This window comes from Chondromyces apiculatus DSM 436, assembly GCF_000601485.1.
GTDB classification, from domain to species: domain Bacteria; phylum Myxococcota_A; class Polyangia; order Polyangiales; family Polyangiaceae; genus Chondromyces; species Chondromyces apiculatus.
This window is the reverse complement of the sequence record NZ_ASRX01000008.1, coordinates 148,903-164,920: the sequence shown is the minus strand read 5'-3', so window position 1 is coordinate 164,920 and position 16,018 is coordinate 148,903. Positions and strand designations below refer to the sequence as shown.

The 16,018-nt window shown below is 72.4% G+C and carries 10 protein-coding genes; 3 read left to right on the top strand and 7 right to left on the bottom strand.

Features of this window, described 5'->3' with window-relative positions:
* Positions 1-3: 3 nt before the first annotated feature.
* Complete coding sequence (locus CAP_RS06415) at positions 4-1,275, bottom strand: S41 family peptidase (protein WP_197041036.1); 1,272 nt, start codon at positions 1,273-1,275, stop codon at positions 4-6.
* 333 nt (positions 1,276-1,608) lie between these two features.
* Complete coding sequence (locus CAP_RS06410) at positions 1,609-3,033, bottom strand: DUF6688 family protein (RefSeq protein WP_044237284.1); 1,425 nt, start codon at positions 3,031-3,033, stop codon at positions 1,609-1,611.
* Positions 3,034-3,172: 139 nt separating this feature from the next.
* Between CAP_RS06410 and CAP_RS06405 the strand changes: the two genes are divergently transcribed.
* Positions 3,173-4,033, top strand: coding sequence for an NAD-dependent protein deacetylase (locus CAP_RS06405; protein WP_044237418.1), 861 nt, complete (start codon positions 3,173-3,175; stop codon positions 4,031-4,033).
* A 281-nt stretch (positions 4,034-4,314) separates the two neighbouring features.
* Complete coding sequence (locus CAP_RS06400; protein ID WP_044237281.1) at positions 4,315-5,937, top strand: serine hydrolase; 1,623 nt, start codon at positions 4,315-4,317, stop codon at positions 5,935-5,937.
* Between the two features lie 9 nt (positions 5,938-5,946).
* Here the strand turns inward: CAP_RS06400 and CAP_RS43855 are convergent, their stop codons facing one another.
* The 3 genes from CAP_RS43855 to CAP_RS06385 all read right to left on the bottom strand — a co-directional run bounded on the left by CAP_RS43855 (position 5,947) and on the right by CAP_RS06385 (position 11,085).
* Positions 5,947-7,701 carry a sigma 54-interacting transcriptional regulator gene (locus tag CAP_RS43855; protein ID WP_052374320.1) on the bottom strand — a complete coding sequence of 585 codons (1,755 nt, stop codon included), beginning with the start codon at positions 7,699-7,701 and terminating at the stop codon, positions 5,947-5,949.
* Positions 7,702-7,832: 131 nt separating this feature from the next.
* Positions 7,833-9,716: a protein kinase domain-containing protein gene (locus CAP_RS06390; RefSeq protein WP_197041035.1), complete on the bottom strand. Its 1,884-nt coding sequence runs from the start codon at positions 9,714-9,716 to the stop codon at positions 7,833-7,835.
* Between the two features lie 934 nt (positions 9,717-10,650).
* Positions 10,651-11,085, bottom strand: a complete 435-nt coding sequence (locus tag CAP_RS06385; protein ID WP_044237279.1) for a hypothetical protein — start codon at positions 11,083-11,085, stop codon at positions 10,651-10,653.
* A 203-nt stretch (positions 11,086-11,288) separates the two neighbouring features.
* On the opposite strand from CAP_RS06385, the gene CAP_RS43850 reads away from it, so the two are divergent.
* A complete protein-coding gene (locus tag CAP_RS43850) occupies positions 11,289-14,276 on the top strand; it encodes a protein kinase domain-containing protein (RefSeq protein ID WP_052374316.1) in 2,988 nt (995 codons plus the stop codon).
* A 39-nt stretch (positions 14,277-14,315) separates the two neighbouring features.
* Here CAP_RS43850 and CAP_RS06375 read toward each other — a convergent pair whose 3' ends face one another.
* Positions 14,316-14,795, bottom strand: coding sequence for a hypothetical protein (locus tag CAP_RS06375; RefSeq protein ID WP_044237277.1), 480 nt, complete (start codon positions 14,793-14,795; stop codon positions 14,316-14,318).
* A 51-nt stretch (positions 14,796-14,846) separates the two neighbouring features.
* Positions 14,847-16,001, bottom strand: a complete 1,155-nt coding sequence (locus tag CAP_RS06370; protein ID WP_044237275.1) for a hypothetical protein — start codon at positions 15,999-16,001, stop codon at positions 14,847-14,849.
* Positions 16,002-16,018 lie beyond the last annotated feature (17 nt).

Sequence of the window (16,018 nt, the reverse complement as noted above, 5' to 3'; positions counted from 1 at the left end):
GGCTCAGGGGCTGGCGAGGGCCTGCAGGCGCTCTTCCAGCTCACCCCGTCGCTCGGGCGACGACTCCCTGGCGAGCAGCTTCTTGAGGGCCTCCACCTGCGCGACGCGCAGCGCATCGTCGGCCGCGACGGCGATGTCCGGCTTGACCCCGGTCCCTTCCCAGTTCGTCTTGCTGACCGGGTTGATGGGGCGACCCGTCGGCACGAAGGCGAGGAGGTGCTCGCTGAGCCGGACCCTCTCGCCCGGATTCGCCGCGCCTCCGGTCGTCTCGCCCACCAGCGTCGCCCGCTTCAGTTGCTGGAGATCGTAGGCGAACTCCTCCGCCGCCGAGTAACTCTGCCGGCTGGTGAGCACGTACACGTCCCGGTTCAGGTAACGCCGGCCCGTCACGCCAGCGCTGGTCCAGTACTGGCGCGTCTCGTTCTTCGTCCGGTCGTAGATGTCGTTGAGGTGCACCGGCTCCGCGAAGAAGTAGCTGCACAGCGCCGCCACCGTGTCCGGGTCCCCGCCGCGGTTGCCCCGGATGTCGAGGATCAGGGCCTCCGTCTCGGCGACCAGCTCCATCGCCGCGGCGACGGCCTGCGCGCCGCGCCCCGGGAAGGCGAAGCTGCGCACCGCGATGTACCCGATGTTGCCCGGCAACCGCTCCACCCGCTCGAACCCGCCGTTGAGGTGCTTTCCCTCCTCCTCGTGGCGCGCGCGCTCCGCCGCCGTCGGCTCGCCTCGATGCTCGTCCTCCCGGGTGCCCTCGGCCCGGTAGACGACGCGAAAATGCCCGTCGTGCAGCACCTCGTCGACGTGCGCCGTCACCGCATCCGCGAAGGCGTGCCCCGTGTCGAGCGTGTCGTAGGCGTGACCCGCGCGTCGGGTGCGCAGCGCCGTGGCGACCTTCTGCGCGCGGTCGGGGAAGACGTACTTCTCCTTCAGCACCGCGCTCAGACGTTCGAGCGCCTTCCCGCGCTCCTCGGTGGTGATCGGTCCATCCGGTGGCCTGCGCCGCGGAGCCTCCGTGGGCGCTTCTCTCTTCACCTGCGGCTCCATCACGGGGGGCGCGTTCGCAGCCGCTTCCTCCACCTGCGCCCGCGGCATCGGACCGCGCGGATCCAGCGCGCGCTGCAGTGCCATGAAGGACGACACGTTCTCCGGAGGCTCCTGCGTGCCTGCGTGGCAGGCAGAGAGGACACCGAGAGAGAACAGCACGACTGCGTGGCAAGCTCGCTTCATCACCTTGTTCCTCACCCCTCGGCCCGAGCCGTAGCCCGTTCTTCGAGCCATGGCTCCACCGTGACGGTTTCAACCATCGTCCTCGGTAGTTGCCGCAGCCTCGGGATGTGACTGACGCACCGCCTTCACACCCTACCTCCGAAGCGTGGTCGTTGCACCACAACCGATCCCCGGACGGACCCGAATCCCGAGCGCCGGCTTCGCACCGCGGTGTGCTCATTACGCAGGTCGAATCGTCACCGTGGTCTTCTGGCGACAGCCCTCGTTCTCGCGCGAATGCAGCATGAAATCGCCGCCCCTGCTGGAGAGCGAACGAGAGGCCCTGGAGGCATTCCGGGATGAAATCGATCGGCGCATTGCAAGCAGGCCCTGATGCGGTAGCGGCTACCGGTACATCCGGTCGATCCGCGCCTCGGGCGCGTCCGGATCGAGCAGCAAGAGCGCCACGTAGAAGCACCACTCCGCGGGCTTCATCGCCAGGTACACCAGATCCGACGCCCAGCGGGGCCGGAGGTAGCGGCTCACCGGCAGCCCCACCCGGTCGTACACCCGGCGCGCCAGCCGCCCGAAGCGTGGCCAGCGGGTGTGCAGCAGGTCCTCGAAGGCGTTCGCCACCGCGAGCTGGCGGTTGACGAGGATTGGCTTGCCCCCGCGCCGCCCCACCCGCAGCGGCTGCACCAGCCAGGTGTGTCCGCGCGCCGCCACCGTGCACAGATAGTGGCAGTCCTGCGGGATGATCTCGAGCGGCACCTGCGACAGCGTGTACTTGCAGGTGCGGGTGAAGACTCTGAGCGCCCCATCCGCGCGGCCGAGCCACGCCGCGTGCACCACCGCGTAGATGCCGAGCAGCACCGGTGAGGACAGGAGCGCCTTCGCGAAGAGCGGCCAGTGAACCTCGGGGACCACCGGCAAGAGTTCCTGGTCGGGGGCCTCCCGGAACACCGACTCCGGTGCGCGCCGGAGCACCCGCATCTTCGCTTCTCCACCGCGCCGGAGGAGACGCTGGATCCCCTCGGCCGCGTAGAGGATCACCGTGAGCACGGGCGCGAGCGTGGGCAGGAACAGGGGAGGGAACATCACCCCGAACAGCGCCCAGTGCCCGAACTGCACGGCCAGGAGCGTCTGCATCACCATCCCCACGAGGAGCATCGCGTGCACCAGGACCTCCCCGGCGCCGTGCAGCGCCGCGGGCCGCCGCCGCGACACGGCATAGGCGAGCACGACGAGGAGGTGCAGCCCGAGCAGGCTCCACACCTCGGGCTCTGCGAGGGGGCGGAACGCCTCCGTCTCCGCGTCGCACGTGGTGACCACGCAGCTCGCGTTGGCGGTGTGGTTGTAGACGAGCCCCCACGCCGGCAGGATGCCGAGCACCAGCACCTCCGCCGCGATCGGCAGCATCCGCCGCCCTCTGCGCCGGATGTCGCGGTAGAGCCACACCACGACGGCGAGCACCCCGAATGGCGCGGCCCACATCAGTGCCTGGAACAGCGTGAAGCGCCCCAGCAGGCCGTTCGCCGCCGCGTACATGGCGAGCACCAGGGGCGAGACGTACCCCATCACCAGGAGCAGGGCGAGGGCCGCATCCACGAGGCAGTTGTGCTGCGACCCCTTCGGTGTCTCGTCCTGCGTGCGGTCCGGGAGCGGCTCGCTGGGGCTTTCGACCTCGCTGCGTTCGACGGGCTCGCTGGGGCTTTCGACCTCGCTGCGGCTTTCGGGCTCGCTGCTGCGCTCAACCTCGCTGCGGCTTTCGGGCTCGCTGCTGGCGGTGCCCGGTTCCTGCGATCCGTCGTTCGGTTCCTTCGGTTCCATGCGGCCTCTTGAGCTGACGGACCGAGCATAGACACCGGGCGGGCATCCAGGCGTGGCCATTTGGAGGATGTTTCGAGGAGGCACGCATGGATGCATGGGCCGACCCCGTGGTTAAACTCTGGGCGTGCCGCCCGAAGCCATGACCTCCGCCACGGCCACCGTCGACGATCTCATCCGCCTGCTCGCCAACCGCCGCGTCGTCGCGCTGACGGGCGCCGGGTGCAGCACCGACTCGGGCATCCCCGATTACCGCGGTCCCACCTCGGCCCAGCGGGTCCGCGCGCCCATCCAGTACCAGGACTTCGTGCGCAACGCCGCGATGCGCAGCCGCTACTGGGCCCGCAGCTTCGCCGGCTGGCCGCGCTTCTCCTCGGCCGCGCCGAACCCCACCCACCACGCCTTCGGCGCCCTGGAGCGCGCGGGGCTCCTCGACGGGCTGATCACCCAGAATGTCGACCGCCTGCACCACCGCGCCGGCAACCAGAAGGTCATCGAGCTGCACGGCGCCCTCGCCGAGGTGCGCTGCCTCGACTGCGGCTGCCTGGAGTCCCGCGACGCCCTGCAGGCGCGGCTCCTCGACCTGAACCCCGGGTGGTCGCCCGCGTCCTTCGAGGAGCGCCCCGATGGCGACGCCGAGCTCGTTGCCGCTGCCATCGAGAGCTTCGTGGTGCCCACCTGCGTCGCCTGTGGCGGCGTCCTCAAGCCCCACGTCGTGTTCTTCGGCGAGAACGTCCCGCGTCCCACCGTCGACGCGGCGTTCAGGTGGGTCGACGCCGCCGACGTGCTGCTCGTGGCGGGCTCGTCACTGACGGTGTTCTCCGGGTTCCGCTTCGTGCGCCGCGCCGCCGAGCGAGGCATCCCCGTCGCCATCGTCAACCTCGGCCCCACCCGCGGCGACCCGCTCGCGCACCTCCGCCTCGACGCGCGCCTCGGCGAGGTGCTCCCCGCCCTGGTCACGGCGCTCACCTCGGGCGATGGCGGCGGCCTCGGTCGCGCCTGAAGGGCCCCAGGTCCATCCGCAAGCGAACCGTGGTCGAGGCGCGCTCTCGTGTCCCCCGGGGGGGAGACACGATCTGTCTCCCGGGAGACAGCGCTGTCCGGAGGGGCATGAGGAAACAGGCCGAGAACCGCGCCGTTCGCGCTGGCATGCGCGATGCGATGGGCCCCGGCGCGGCCGCCTCCGCGATGCGTGGCGACCCGGCCCGCACCGGCGCCCCCTGAGGGCGCCCTTTCTCCCGGCGCCCCCTGTGAGGGCACCTCTTCTTCACACGAGGATCGACCATGAACCGCACTTCGATCGAGAGCCACTCTTCCCACCGCGCCCTGGCCGCAGCCAGCGCGGCCGCCGTCTGCCTCCTCGCCGCGTCGCCAGGCCGCGCGGAGAGCCCGGTCATTCACCACAACGACGCGGCCATGGCCTCGCTGCTCGAGGACGCGCGCATCAACTTCCCGGAGATCCCTGGCATCGCCGCGGCGGTGATCGTCGACAACCACGTCTACCTCGCCGCGCGCGGCGTCCGGAACCAGTTCAACCAGACCCCCATCCAGGAGACGGACGCCTTCCAGGTCGGCTCGGTGTCCAAGGCGCTGACCGGCGCCCTGCTCGCGAAGGAGGTCGACCTCGGCAACCTCTCCTGGAGCACGACGCTCTTCGCCTCGCTGCCGGACATCTTCATCGGCGTGCCGTGGAGCCCCTACCTCAACGTGACCGCGGCCCAGCTCACGGCGCACACGAGCGGCACGCCGTACGACACCGGGGCCCACACGAGCGGCGCCTCCGGAGCCGCCAACGACTATGCTTCAGTGTCGAGCTACATCGGTCGTCGCCTCAACTACTCCCGCGACGCGATCATGGACACCCCGCTCTTTCCCGCCGGGACCGGGGTCAGCTACGACGGCAGCCACATCCTCGCCGTCGCGATGATGGAGCGGGCGACGGGCATCCAGTACGAGGGCCTGATGCAGGCGCTGCTCTTCACGCCCCTCGGCATGACCCACGCCAAGTGGACGCCCGACGCCTCGCAGCATAGCTGGAGCGGGGTGGGCATGGCCATCCCGCAGTCACCATCGAGCTCGCAGCTCCGCAACCCCGTGGGCGGCATCTCCGCCTCCATCGAGGACGTCGCGCGCTTCGCCCACATGACCCTGTGGCGCCCGGAGGACGCGACGCACTTCTACTCGGCGAGCGCGCGGGACGCGCTCCGCACAGCGGTGAAGGGGAGCAACTTCAGCCCCGGCTTCGCCGTCAACGTGAACAACAGGGCAGGTGGGCTCGAGCTCTGGCACAACGGCTCGAACGGGTACAACTGGTCCATGGTCGCCGTCTGGCCGAACCGCAGGATGGCCATCGTGGTGCTCACCAACTACGCCCTCGACTACAACGCGGAAGGGGCAGGGTGGGTGTACGACCAGATCGCGGACTACGCCGCCCTCACCTGGCCCAGCGTGATTGCGGCGACGTTCCCCAGCGCCGGCGCGCCCACCTACCAGGCCACGCAGGCGACTGCGGTGGACGGGAACGGGAACGGTGCCGTCTACGGCGCGGGCTACGAGGCGAGGAAGGCCTTCGACGGCAACTACAACACCCGCTGGGCGGCGCCAGCAGGGGTCACCGACGCGACGCTCACCGTCACCTTGCCCGCCGCGAGCACGGTGTCGCGCGCGGTGATCAACGAGGCAGGTCCGTTCGCCAAGGCGGGCACCTCCGCGCAGGAGTTCCGGGTCCAGCACTTCGACCTGTTCGTGTCCAACGGCAGCTCGACCGTCCTCGCGGCGTCCGGTGACCATATCGGCCCCAACCTCCAGATTCCGCTCAACCACACCCACCACGGCATCACGTCGGCGTCGCTCCACATGCAGAGCACCGACGGCCCGACCATCACCGAGCTGCATCTCCTCCCCTGAACCCGCCCCTCATCCGGGAGGAGCCCCCAGCTTGCCCTCCCGCAGCGCCGCGACCACCTCCAGCACCGCGTCGGCGCCCCCCTTCCATTCCTCTGCGAGCGACCGTTCGAGCTGCTTCTCGGTCGCCCCCTCCTCGATGCGCGCGCGCAGGTTCGACACGAACGCCGCGATCCGGGCGCGGACCTTCTCCTCGAGGGCGCGCGCGTCGCCTCCTGCGAGCAGCGCCGCAGCGCCGTCGATGTTCCACGCGGCGATCCGCAGCGCCCGGCAGATGAGCTGCCGGAAGTGCAGATCCGCGCGCTGCCGGTTGCCGTGGTACGCCGGATCGCGGCCGCACGCCGTGGGGCTGAAGCGGTGCTTGCGCAGGAGCGCGAGGCGCGCCCGCTCCTCCTGCGTCAGCGCGTCGGGCGCATCAGGCGCGTCATGCGCGTCACGCGCGTTGCGCGCGCCGGACGTCGCGGCCTCGTCGCCATGGCCCTTGAGCGCGGGAGGCAGCTCGACGTAGCGCCCGCGGCCCTCGAGCACCGCGCGGAGCAGCAGCGCGTCCAGCTCACGCACATGGGTCGTATAATGGCGCTGCACGAACGCTTCCATCAGAACGGGCGAGATGCGCGGCGCCGCGCGCGGATCGCCGTCGGGGAAGAACCGCTCGGCGATCGCCGGATCGACCGTCGCGTGCCGCCTGAGGAGCTGCGTCACCAGGAGGGGGATGTCCTCGCGCCGGGCGTTGAGGCTGGGCAGCGTGATGCGGATCTTCAGCCGCGCGAGCACGTCAGGCTTGATGTCGCGCTCGGGGCGGTTCGAGGCGGCGATGACGCGCAGATCGGAGCGGCGCATCGTCGACTCGCCGAGGCGCTGGTACTCGCCCTCATCGAGGACCCGCAGCAGGTGCGCCTGGAGGCCCTGCGGCAGCTCGGCGAACTCGTCGAGGAACAGCGTCGAGCCGTGCGCCTCGCCCACCAGACCAGGGCGCTCGGGCATGCCAGCGTTCGGATAGTTGCGCAGGTTGCCGAAAAGCTCGGCGTCGGCCAGCCCCTCCGGGATGGTGGCTGCGTTGCGCGAGACAAGGGGGCGACGGCCCCGCGCCGACCGCGCGTGGAGAGCGCGGGCCACGAGTTCCTTGCCGGAGCCGCTCTCGCCCAGGATGAGCACATGCGCGCGGTGACGCGCCACCGCCGCGATGCGGTGGCGCAGCTCCCACAGGATCGGGCTCTCGCCGACCATGCCGGAGGCGTCCGCCTCGCCGAAGGGGTGGAGCGGCGCGTCGTTCTCCTCGGTCGGCGTCAGCGGCAGCGTCAGCGCGGGGGGAATGGGCACCCGATGAACGCAGAGCAGGAGCAGCTCGTTGCGCAGCGCGACGACCTCCCCCGGGGCGACCGCGGCGTAGGTCACCTCGCGCCCGCCGTACACCAGCGGGCACGAGCCCACGTTCTCGATCGCGAGCCCGCCGCCCGCGATCGACCCCAGGCGGAGCTGCGCCCGGGAGATCCGCGGACACACGAGCGGCCCTGTCGGCACGAGCGCGCCAGGGCGCTGACGCACGGGGAGGACGCGCCGCTCCGCGTCCCCGGTCCGCGTGTCGCCTCGCCCGAAGGTCCACGGACCGGGATCGCCCGCCGCGATCAGCAGCGCCTCGCCGATCCGGTCAGGTTCGTGCCGTGACCACAGGATGGCCAGCCCATCCATCTCTGTCCCGGCGCGGGACGCTCCAGGATCCGACAGGCTCGTGGGCGGCAGGGTGGAGTGATCGAGGGGAGCGACCATCGTAAGTGCAGGGGCTGAAGGCCTGATTTCATCCCTGGTCGTCGCGCAACGATCTGCGCAGAAACCAGGGGTAGCGACCATCGGGAGCGTAGGGGCCGAGAGGCCCCTGATCCAGGGTACGCAGTACGTACCTAGGGGCGGAGTTCGACCTCGTAGAGGCTCGGGCCTTCGGTGCTCTCGAGCTCGAGCCACACGGTCTGGATGCCGTGGTAGCGCTTGTCGAGCTGGACTTCCCGCCGCGGACCGATGCCCTCGCCGGAGGCGACGGGCCATTCGTTCCTACCGTCGGAGACCCACAGCTCCCAGTGGTGCACGCGGAACTCGAGGTCCTCCCAGAAGAGCTGCACCGTCACATCGGAGATCTCCCGCTTCGGCAGCGGACCGCGCTCGAAGAGCACAGCGGCCGACAGCGTGCTCGGTGTGCCCAGCGAGATGGCGAGCGTCGCGCTGGTCACCCCGTAGGGCGCGGCCCAGAACGTCACGGGATCGCCATCGAATGCTGCTGCGGTGGGGAAGTCCTCGGCGTACCGGCAGTCGTCGGCCGCGATCTCTGCGCATGTCGCCCGCACGGCCGCGATGGGCAGCGCGGATCGGAAGGCCACCGCCGCGCTCGCGGCAGCGGCGGACTCGGCGCGGCCACTCGGGGCTGGCGCCGAGGGGGCCTCCATCGCTGGCGCGGAGGGGTGACCTGCCGCGAACTTCGCTTGCACCGTGGCACCGCCCACCGCGGCCGCGACCACGGCGGCGACCATCAGCGCGCGCCCCCCGCGCGCCCCGCGCGCCCCGACCGAGCGCCGCGGCGTCACCAACGGCGTGCCCCCGGCCGGCGCGCTTGCAGCCTCCCTCGCGACGGCAGGCAGCGCGGCGTTGACGCGCTCCTGCCGGGGCGCGTCGGCCCATGACGGCTCGGCGGAGGGGGCGGTCTCTCGCCCGGTGTCGGCGGAGTCCGCCATGCCATCGAAGGTCGAGGGAGAGGGATCGGCGGTGCCTTCCGCGCCCTCGCTGTCCTCGCTGTCCTCGCTGTCCTCGCTGTCCTCGCCCACCGCGCCCGCGCCTTCCGCGTCTGCGCTTTCGACGCGCGGTGCATCGCGCCTCGAAGGCGCTGGGGTGGCGAGGATGCGCGCGATGCGCTGCGCGGAGGTGCGCGCATGCTCCGGCGCCACCTCGGCCAGCGCCGCGGCGAGCGCTGCCACGTCGGCGTAGCGGTCCGCGGGATCGGGCTGCAAGCAACGCTGCACGATCGCCTCGAGCGCGGGCGGCGCCTCGGGGAGCGCCTCCCGGAGGGGCGGCGCCCCGCGCAGGATGAGCTCGTGGATCTCGAGGATGGACCTCGCCGGGAAGGGTGGCGCCCCGGTGAGCAGCGCGTACAGCGTCGCGCCGAGGGCCCAGAGATCGGCGCGCGCATCGATCGCACGGGCCGCGCGCATCTGCTCAGGGGCCATGTACAGAGGTGACCCTACCACCGCGTCCGATCCGGTGAGGTGCAGGTCCGCGCCATCGGCCGCCCCGGTGAAATGCGTGGAGATGCCGAAGTCGATGACCTTCACCAGGGGCGAGCCGTCGGCGCGGCGCACGAGGACCAGGTTGCCGGGCTTGATGTCGCGGTGCACGAGGCCGAGCCAGTGCGCCTCGGCGAGCGCCTCCGCGGCCTGCAGGACGTACTCGACGGCGGCGGCGATCGGCAGCGGCCCGTCCCTGGCGAGCGCTGCGCCGAGGTCCTGGCCGTCGAGGTACTCCATGACCAGGTAGGGCTCGCCGGTCGCGAGCGCGCCGACGTCGAAGACCCGGGCCACGTGCTCGCTGCGGATCCGCATCGCGGCGCGCCCCTCGCGCACGAGGCGCGCCGCCACGTCGCTGCGCAGGATCATCCGCGCGACGGGGAACTTGATGGCGACGCGCTCACCGAGGTGGAGGTGCCTCGCCGCGACGACCACGCCCATGCCGCCGCGCCCGAGGACGCGTTCGATGCGGTACTTGCCGGAGACAATGTTTCCGACGTGAGCTACCGCGTCCATCATCCCCTGGTATAGCCCGGAGCGTCGTTGAAGTGACGCGAAGAGAAGACCTTCCCAGCAGACCGCGCCACGCAGGCCTGACCCTCCCGCGAACCACCTCACTTCCCCGCGAACCCGGGCATTCCGGGCGCGTTTTGCGTGGTCTTTGTGCCGACGACCGGTCTTCCTGGGTCAGGTCACGGTGGTCTTTGTGCCGACGGCCGGTCTTCCTGGGTCAGGTCACGGTGGTCTTTGTGCCGACGACCGGTCTTCCTGGGTCAGGTCACCGTCGCCTGCCACCCGACGACCGGTCGTCGCGGGTGGGACACGCCCGTCGGCGCCGGGACGACCGGAGAACGCGTGGGGCGACACCCAGGGGCAGGGCCCCGAGAGGGCGGCACGCGGCGCGGCGCACAGACGCAGGGGGTCTGGGCGGTGGTCAGGAGGGCAGAGATGGGGGAGAGAGGGCAGGGGGCGCGGGGTGGAGGTGCCCGGCGCTCCCTCGAACGGCGAGGATTTCGGCAGGAAGCGTGCGCAGGAAGGGGAGGGCTACTGGCCGGCCCGCCGCGCGGTGGCGGCGGTGGGGAGCCTCAGCCCTGGCCTTCCTGCTCCTCGGTCAACTCGACGCCAGGCCCCAGGAAAACGACAGCCAACGTCACGCCCATGAACTTCCAAAGCTGGTTGACGCGCTTGCGCATAGGGAGCCTCCAGGTGTCGAGTACGAACATTCAATGTGACATCTCTGTGTCAGCACCGCAAGCGTTTGTGTCGGTTGTGTGGCAGGGGTTGACCGGGGATGTTGCCGTCCTCACGCAGTGCGCAAGAGCGCACGTGGTGCTCAAGAGAGCGCGTCATGCAGGACGGGGGGCATGAGCTTCCGAGGTGGCGCTGCTGCTGCCGGTCGGTGACCCGCACCCGCCGCTCCGGGAGCGGGCGAGGTCCGTGGCTGCGGGGGTTACGCGGCCTGCTCGGCCCCGTAACGGATGACGATCTGGCTGTAGCCGCCGAGGGGATCGTGCTCCGAGCGGATGGAGCCCCAGGCGTAGGCGTAGGGCGGGGGGCCGAGGAGCGCGTCGAGCCAGGTGTCGTGGTCGGCTTTGCGGGCGTTCTCCTCCTGGTGGGACCAGTCGTCCCACGACATCTTGGAGACGGCGCCGACCTGGTACAGCTCGACGGCGACAAGCCAGCCCTGATGGAAGCGGAGGGTGACGCGGAAGCTGCGCCCGAACAGGTTGAGGCGATCGAGGCGGTAGGCGCTCCAGCCGGGGCTCAGGGTGAGGGCCTTGGCCCGGGCCGCGAGATGCGAGCGGAGGAAGGTGCCCTCGGCCGTCCTGGCGCCGACGCGGAGATGGGGGGCGAGATCAATCTCGCCACTGTCCGCGTGGATCATGTGGGCCATTGAACCATGCAGGGCGGACGACGACAACGCCCAGGAACCCGCGCCCATCCCGACACAGGGGCTTTGTGCCCCTCGGCGCGTGACCCTCGGGAGCCACCCGGCGACACCGCGCTCTGTTCTTCGTCCACCGAAGACCGCCCTCGTCCCACCGAAGACCGGGACGAACCAGGGGGGCACCGTACTAGACTGGCGCCGTGACGCTCTCCCCGGGCACGATGATCGATCGGTACGTCGTCGAGGACGTGATCGGGAAAGGTGCGACCGGGTGCGTGTACCGCGCCCGCGATACGCGGCTCGGACGGCGGGTGGCGCTGAAGGTGCTGTCGGCGGAGCTGAGCCAGAGCGCGCAGGGGGCGGAGGCGGCGGCGCGGTTGCGGCGAGAGGCGTACGCGATCGCGGCGTTCGAGCACCCCAACGCGGTGCAGGTGTTCGACACGGGCGAGGCGCAAGCGGGGCCCTACATCGCCATGGAGCTGGTCGTGGGGCGCACGCTGAAGGCGTGGCTCGGGGCGCCCGAGGTGTCCACGCCGCTCAAGCTGCGCTGGCTGGCGGACGCGGCGCGCGCGCTGGGGGCCGCGCACCGGGCGGGGATCGTCCACCGCGACGTGAAGCCCGACAACATCCTGGTGCGGCACGACGGGGTGGTGAAGGTGCTCGACTTCGGGATCGCCCAGGCCCGGGGCGACGGGCAAGCGCTGCGCCGGCTCACGGTGGAGGGGCGCATCGTGGGCACGCCGGCGTACATGTCGCCCGAGCAGCTCTTCGACAAGCCGCTCGACGGGCGGAGCGACCAGTTCTCCTGGGGGATCACCGCGTACGAGCTGCTCACCGGCGCGCTGCCGTGGGTGGCCGTGAAGAGCGTGCCGGATCTGATGGTGCAGATCGTCAGCCAGGAGATCCGCGACATCCCCGAGCGCCAGGGGGACCTGCCCGCGCCGGTGAAGCAAGCCTTGCTGCGCACGCTGCGCAAGACACCCACGGAGCGGTTCGCGTCGATGGAGGACCTGGTCCAGGTGCTGGACCCGTACACGGCGCAGGCCGCGCCCACCGCATCCGCCGCGCCCGCCGCGCCCTTGCCCCCGCCCGCTGGAGGAGCACGGATACCCTCGACGCCCCCTGGCGCGCCTGCGCGATCGGCGGGGTCCACGCCGCCCATGTCGCCAGCGCCGCGAGCGCCGTCAGCGCCGTCAGCGCCGTCAGCGCCGGCCGCGTCGCCAGCACCGGCCGCGTCGCCAGCACCGGCCGCGTCACCAGCACCGGCCGCGTCGCCAGCGCTCGGTAGAGGAGCAGGACGAGGCGGTGGGCGCGAGGGGCCATCCCCCGCGTTCACCGCGCCGCTGCCAGCCGGGTATCCGCCAGCGCCCGCAGGGTACGCGGCGGGGTCTTCCCGGCAGTCGGCATCGTCACCACCGCCGGCGGCGGTCTTGTCGGAGGCGTCTCCCGCCGAGAAGCGCTCGCTGCGCAGGCTGGCGATCGGGTTCGGGTTCGGCGCGATCGTGACCGTGGCGGCGGCGATCCTGGTGATCAGCAAGCTTGAGGGGCGCGCGGAGGGCCCCGGTCCCTCGGCGTCCGCGTCAGTGTCGGCGTCGACGTCCTCGTCGGCCTCGGCGCCGACGCAGCCCACGGCGATCACCGCGCTGCCGCGCCCGACCTCGGGGCGGCAGGAGGCGATCACCGCGTTCATGGCCGGCCTGCAGGCGATGCGCGACGGGGCGGGCGCCGAGGCGACGGCGCGGTTCGAGGACGCGGTGGGCAAGGACCCGGACCTCGCCGTGGCCCACCTGCGCCTCGCCTTCTCGAAGCTCGGCCCGCGGCCGCGGGCCGAGGAGGCGCGGGTGCATTACCGCCGCGCGTCCGAGCAGCGCGCCTCGCTCGACGGGCGCGATCAGGCGCTGCTCGACGCCATCGCGCCGCTCCTCCTGGCCGAGCCTGCGGACTTCGCGGAGGCGTCGCGGCGGCTCGGGGCGGCGTCGGCGCGGTATCCGGGCGACGCGGAGATCGCGTTCTACGAGGCGATGACCCAGGTGGACCTGGAGGCCGCGATCGCGGTGCTCGATCGCGCGCTCGGGCTCGATCCTCACTTCGCGCTGGCGCTGTGGATGAAGGCGCAGCGCCTGGCCTATCTCGGCAAGCTCCCGGCCGCGCAGTCGGCCCTCGGGCGCTGCCTGGAGATCTCGCCGCGCGCGAACGAGTGCCGCGAGCTGCGGGTGTGGATGGATCAGGAGCAGGGGACGTGCCGCCGGGTGGCGGACGACGCGCGGGCGATGGCGGCGTCGAGCCCGGAGAGCGCGGGGCCGTGGGGCTACCTGGCTGGCGCGCTCGCTGCGACGGGGGGAACGAAGGAGGCCGTGGAGGAGGCGCTCCGCAAGCGCCGCGACAGGCTGCCCGAGGCCGAGGCGCACGAAACGGAGATGTGGGACAGCGCGCGGATGGCGGTGCTCGGTGGCGACTTCCAGGCGGCGGAGCAGTCGGCGCAGGCGCTGATGGCGCTGGTCGAGCCGAAGACGCAGGCGGAGGTGCACGCGCGGCCGGCGCGGCTGCTCGTGGAGATCTACCTGGAGACGAACCGGCCCCGGGAGGCGGCGGAGGTGGCCGACCGCTACCTGAAGCGGCGCGACGCCTGGCAGTCCGACAGCCGCGCCGAGGACTTCGCGATGGCCAAGGATCCCACGACGTTCCTCTTGCGGGCGCTCCTGCGCGGGGGCCGGATCTCGCCGGCGGAGTTCGAGGACCGGCGGGGGGCGTGGCTGCGCACGTGGGAGGCGCGGGTCGCGCCTGCCGCGCGCAATTACCTGTGGCTCCACCATTACGCGGCGGTGGTGGAGACGGCGGGGGACGCCCAGGCGGCGCTGCTCTCGCTGTCGCGGTTCTCGCCGGTGCCGAGCTTCCATCCGTTCACGCTCGCCGACGCATGGGTGGGCGCGACGTACCTGCTCGGCGGGCAGCCCGAGGAGGCGATGCCTGCCCTGCAACGGGCGACGCGCTCCTGCCTCGCGGTGGAGCATCCGGTGGCCCACACCCGCGCGCACCTGCACCTCGGGCTCGCGCTGGAGGCGCAGGGCGACATCGACGCGGCGTGCGAGGCCTTCGTCGCGGTGCGCAGGCGCTGGGGTCAGGCCGTCCCGCGCTCGGCGTCCGCGACGACCGCCGAGGCGAAGCTCAAGGCGCTGCGCTGTCGCTGAAGGCGCTGCGCTGTCGCTGCAGGCGCTGCGCGCGCTGGCTCAGGCGCTCTGCTTCTCGCCGAGCCGTTTCGCGGCGATGGCGCCTGCGCTGACGGCGAGCAACGCCACGATCACGAGCGCGCCCGTGCGCAGGGGGCTGGACGGGTCTGCCTCGGGCACGACCACCGTGGCGTCTCGGGGCTCCGCGGCGACGGCTCCCGGAGCGTCCATCACGGGGGCAGCCGTCGAGGCGGCGGGGATGGCGGCAGGAGCCGAGGCGGAAGCGGGCGTGGCGATGGGAGCCGCGGCGGAAGAAGAGGGGAGCGCCTCGGGCGTCGCCGAGGGAGCGGCGCTGCCGGCCGGGTGCGCCTTCGCCATCTCCTTCAGCCAGTCCGGCGTGGCGATGACGATGGGCTTCTGGTCGGGGCTGAGCTTGCCGGGAGCGAGGTCGGCGCGCGCGGCGCCGGCGCCGATCGCGGTGACGAGGAGGGCGGCGGCCACGGAGGGAGGGAGCCGCGCGGCGGGGCGAGACAGTGGCATCGCTCGATGGGAGCGGACGCTGCGCAGACCGTCAAGCTGCGGCTGCCTCGCTCACGCCCTGACCAGGGGGATGCCGCCGCAGTCCTCGCAGGTGGCGGCGCCCGCGCCGTAGCAGGCGTGGCAGCGCGGGCAGCAGCGCTCGTCATCGATCTCGCCCGAGGGCGGGGGCACGGCGGCGAGCGCGTCGGGGTCAAGGCCGAGGGCGCGCACCAGCGTGTCGAGGTGGCGGCCGAGGGCCTGTCGGTAGGCGGCCTCCACGGCCTGAGCCTCGGGATCGTCGCCAGGGCACGCGGGGCGGAGGGGCCAGCGGGCGTCGCGCAGCAGGTGGGCGACGAAGGGGGTGAGGTCGTCGCGGGGGACGAGGGCGGCGGCGGCCGCGAGGGGGTGCACGCCGGTCAGCGCCACGCGCGCGAGCGCGTCGACGGCGCGCATCGCGCTCACGGGGAGGAGGGCGAGCATGAAGGCGCTCGACCAGCGGCCGAGGCGGCTCTCGGGGGCCACGCGAGGATAGGCGCGGAGCCAGAGCGCGGTGATGGCGAAGGTGCCGAGGTAAAGGGCGAGGAGCACCGGGAGCCAGGCGCGCTCGGGGCCGAAGTGCACGAAGAGGGCCGGGGCGACGACGAGCGCGACGAGGGCGAGGGCGAGGCCGGCGCCGCGGAGCCACGCCGTCTCGCGGTAGAACGAGGTGACGCGGGCGCGGGCGGCGTCGAGGTCGAGCTGGGCGGCGAGGTGGGCGTCGATGGCGGCGGCGCGGGCGTCCTCCGGGAGCTTGCGGAGCTGGTCGAGGAAAGCGGCCACCTGCGCCGCGAGGGCGGGGGTGGCGGCCTGCACGAGCAGCTCGCCGTCGAGGCGCACCTCGTTCCCGAGAACGGTGACCCGGGTGATGGCGTCGAAGCGCCGGAAGAGGCCCGTGTGCGGGGGGCGCTCGGCAGGCTCCAGGCACTCGGCCACGGCGCCCAGCACGCCTTGCGGGGCGAGGGAGACGGGCCACTGGGGCACGAGGAAGGTCGCAGCCGAGGGGAGGAGGGGGACGCCGAGCACGGCGCCGCCGCGGGCGTTGCCGAGGGTGCGGTGGGGGAGCGCCACGTGGGCGCGGGTCCGCGCGCCACGCGCGACAAGCGCGACCGCACCGCGGGGGACCCACGCCACGGCCTCCAGCACGATGAGCACGAGCAGGGTGAGGTAGAGCGCCTGGCCGTCGGTCATGAGCCGTCAGGGTGCCG

Excerpts from the sequence above, each read along its gene's own strand:
- CAP_RS06415 (WP_197041036.1), bottom strand. The coding sequence starts at position 1,275 with ATGGCTCGAAGAACGGGCTACGGCTCGGGCCGAGGGGTGAGGAACAAG.
- CAP_RS06410 (WP_044237284.1), bottom strand. The coding sequence starts at position 3,033 with ATGGAACCGAAGGAACCGAACGACGGATCGCAGGAACCGGGCACCGCC.
- CAP_RS06405 (WP_044237418.1), top strand. The coding sequence starts at position 3,173 with ATGACCTCCGCCACGGCCACCGTCGACGATCTCATCCGCCTGCTCGCC.
- CAP_RS06400 (WP_044237281.1), top strand. The coding sequence starts at position 4,315 with ATGAACCGCACTTCGATCGAGAGCCACTCTTCCCACCGCGCCCTGGCC.
- CAP_RS43855 (WP_052374320.1), bottom strand. The coding sequence starts at position 7,701 with ATGGTCGCTCCCCTCGATCACTCCACCCTGCCGCCCACGAGCCTGTCG.
- CAP_RS06390 (WP_197041035.1), bottom strand. The coding sequence starts at position 9,716 with ATGGACGCGGTAGCTCACGTCGGAAACATTGTCTCCGGCAAGTACCGC.
- CAP_RS06385 (WP_044237279.1), bottom strand. The coding sequence starts at position 11,085 with ATGATCCACGCGGACAGTGGCGAGATTGATCTCGCCCCCCATCTCCGC.
- CAP_RS06375 (WP_044237277.1), bottom strand. The coding sequence starts at position 14,795 with ATGCCACTGTCTCGCCCCGCCGCGCGGCTCCCTCCCTCCGTGGCCGCC.
- CAP_RS06370 (WP_044237275.1), bottom strand. The coding sequence starts at position 16,001 with ATGACCGACGGCCAGGCGCTCTACCTCACCCTGCTCGTGCTCATCGTG.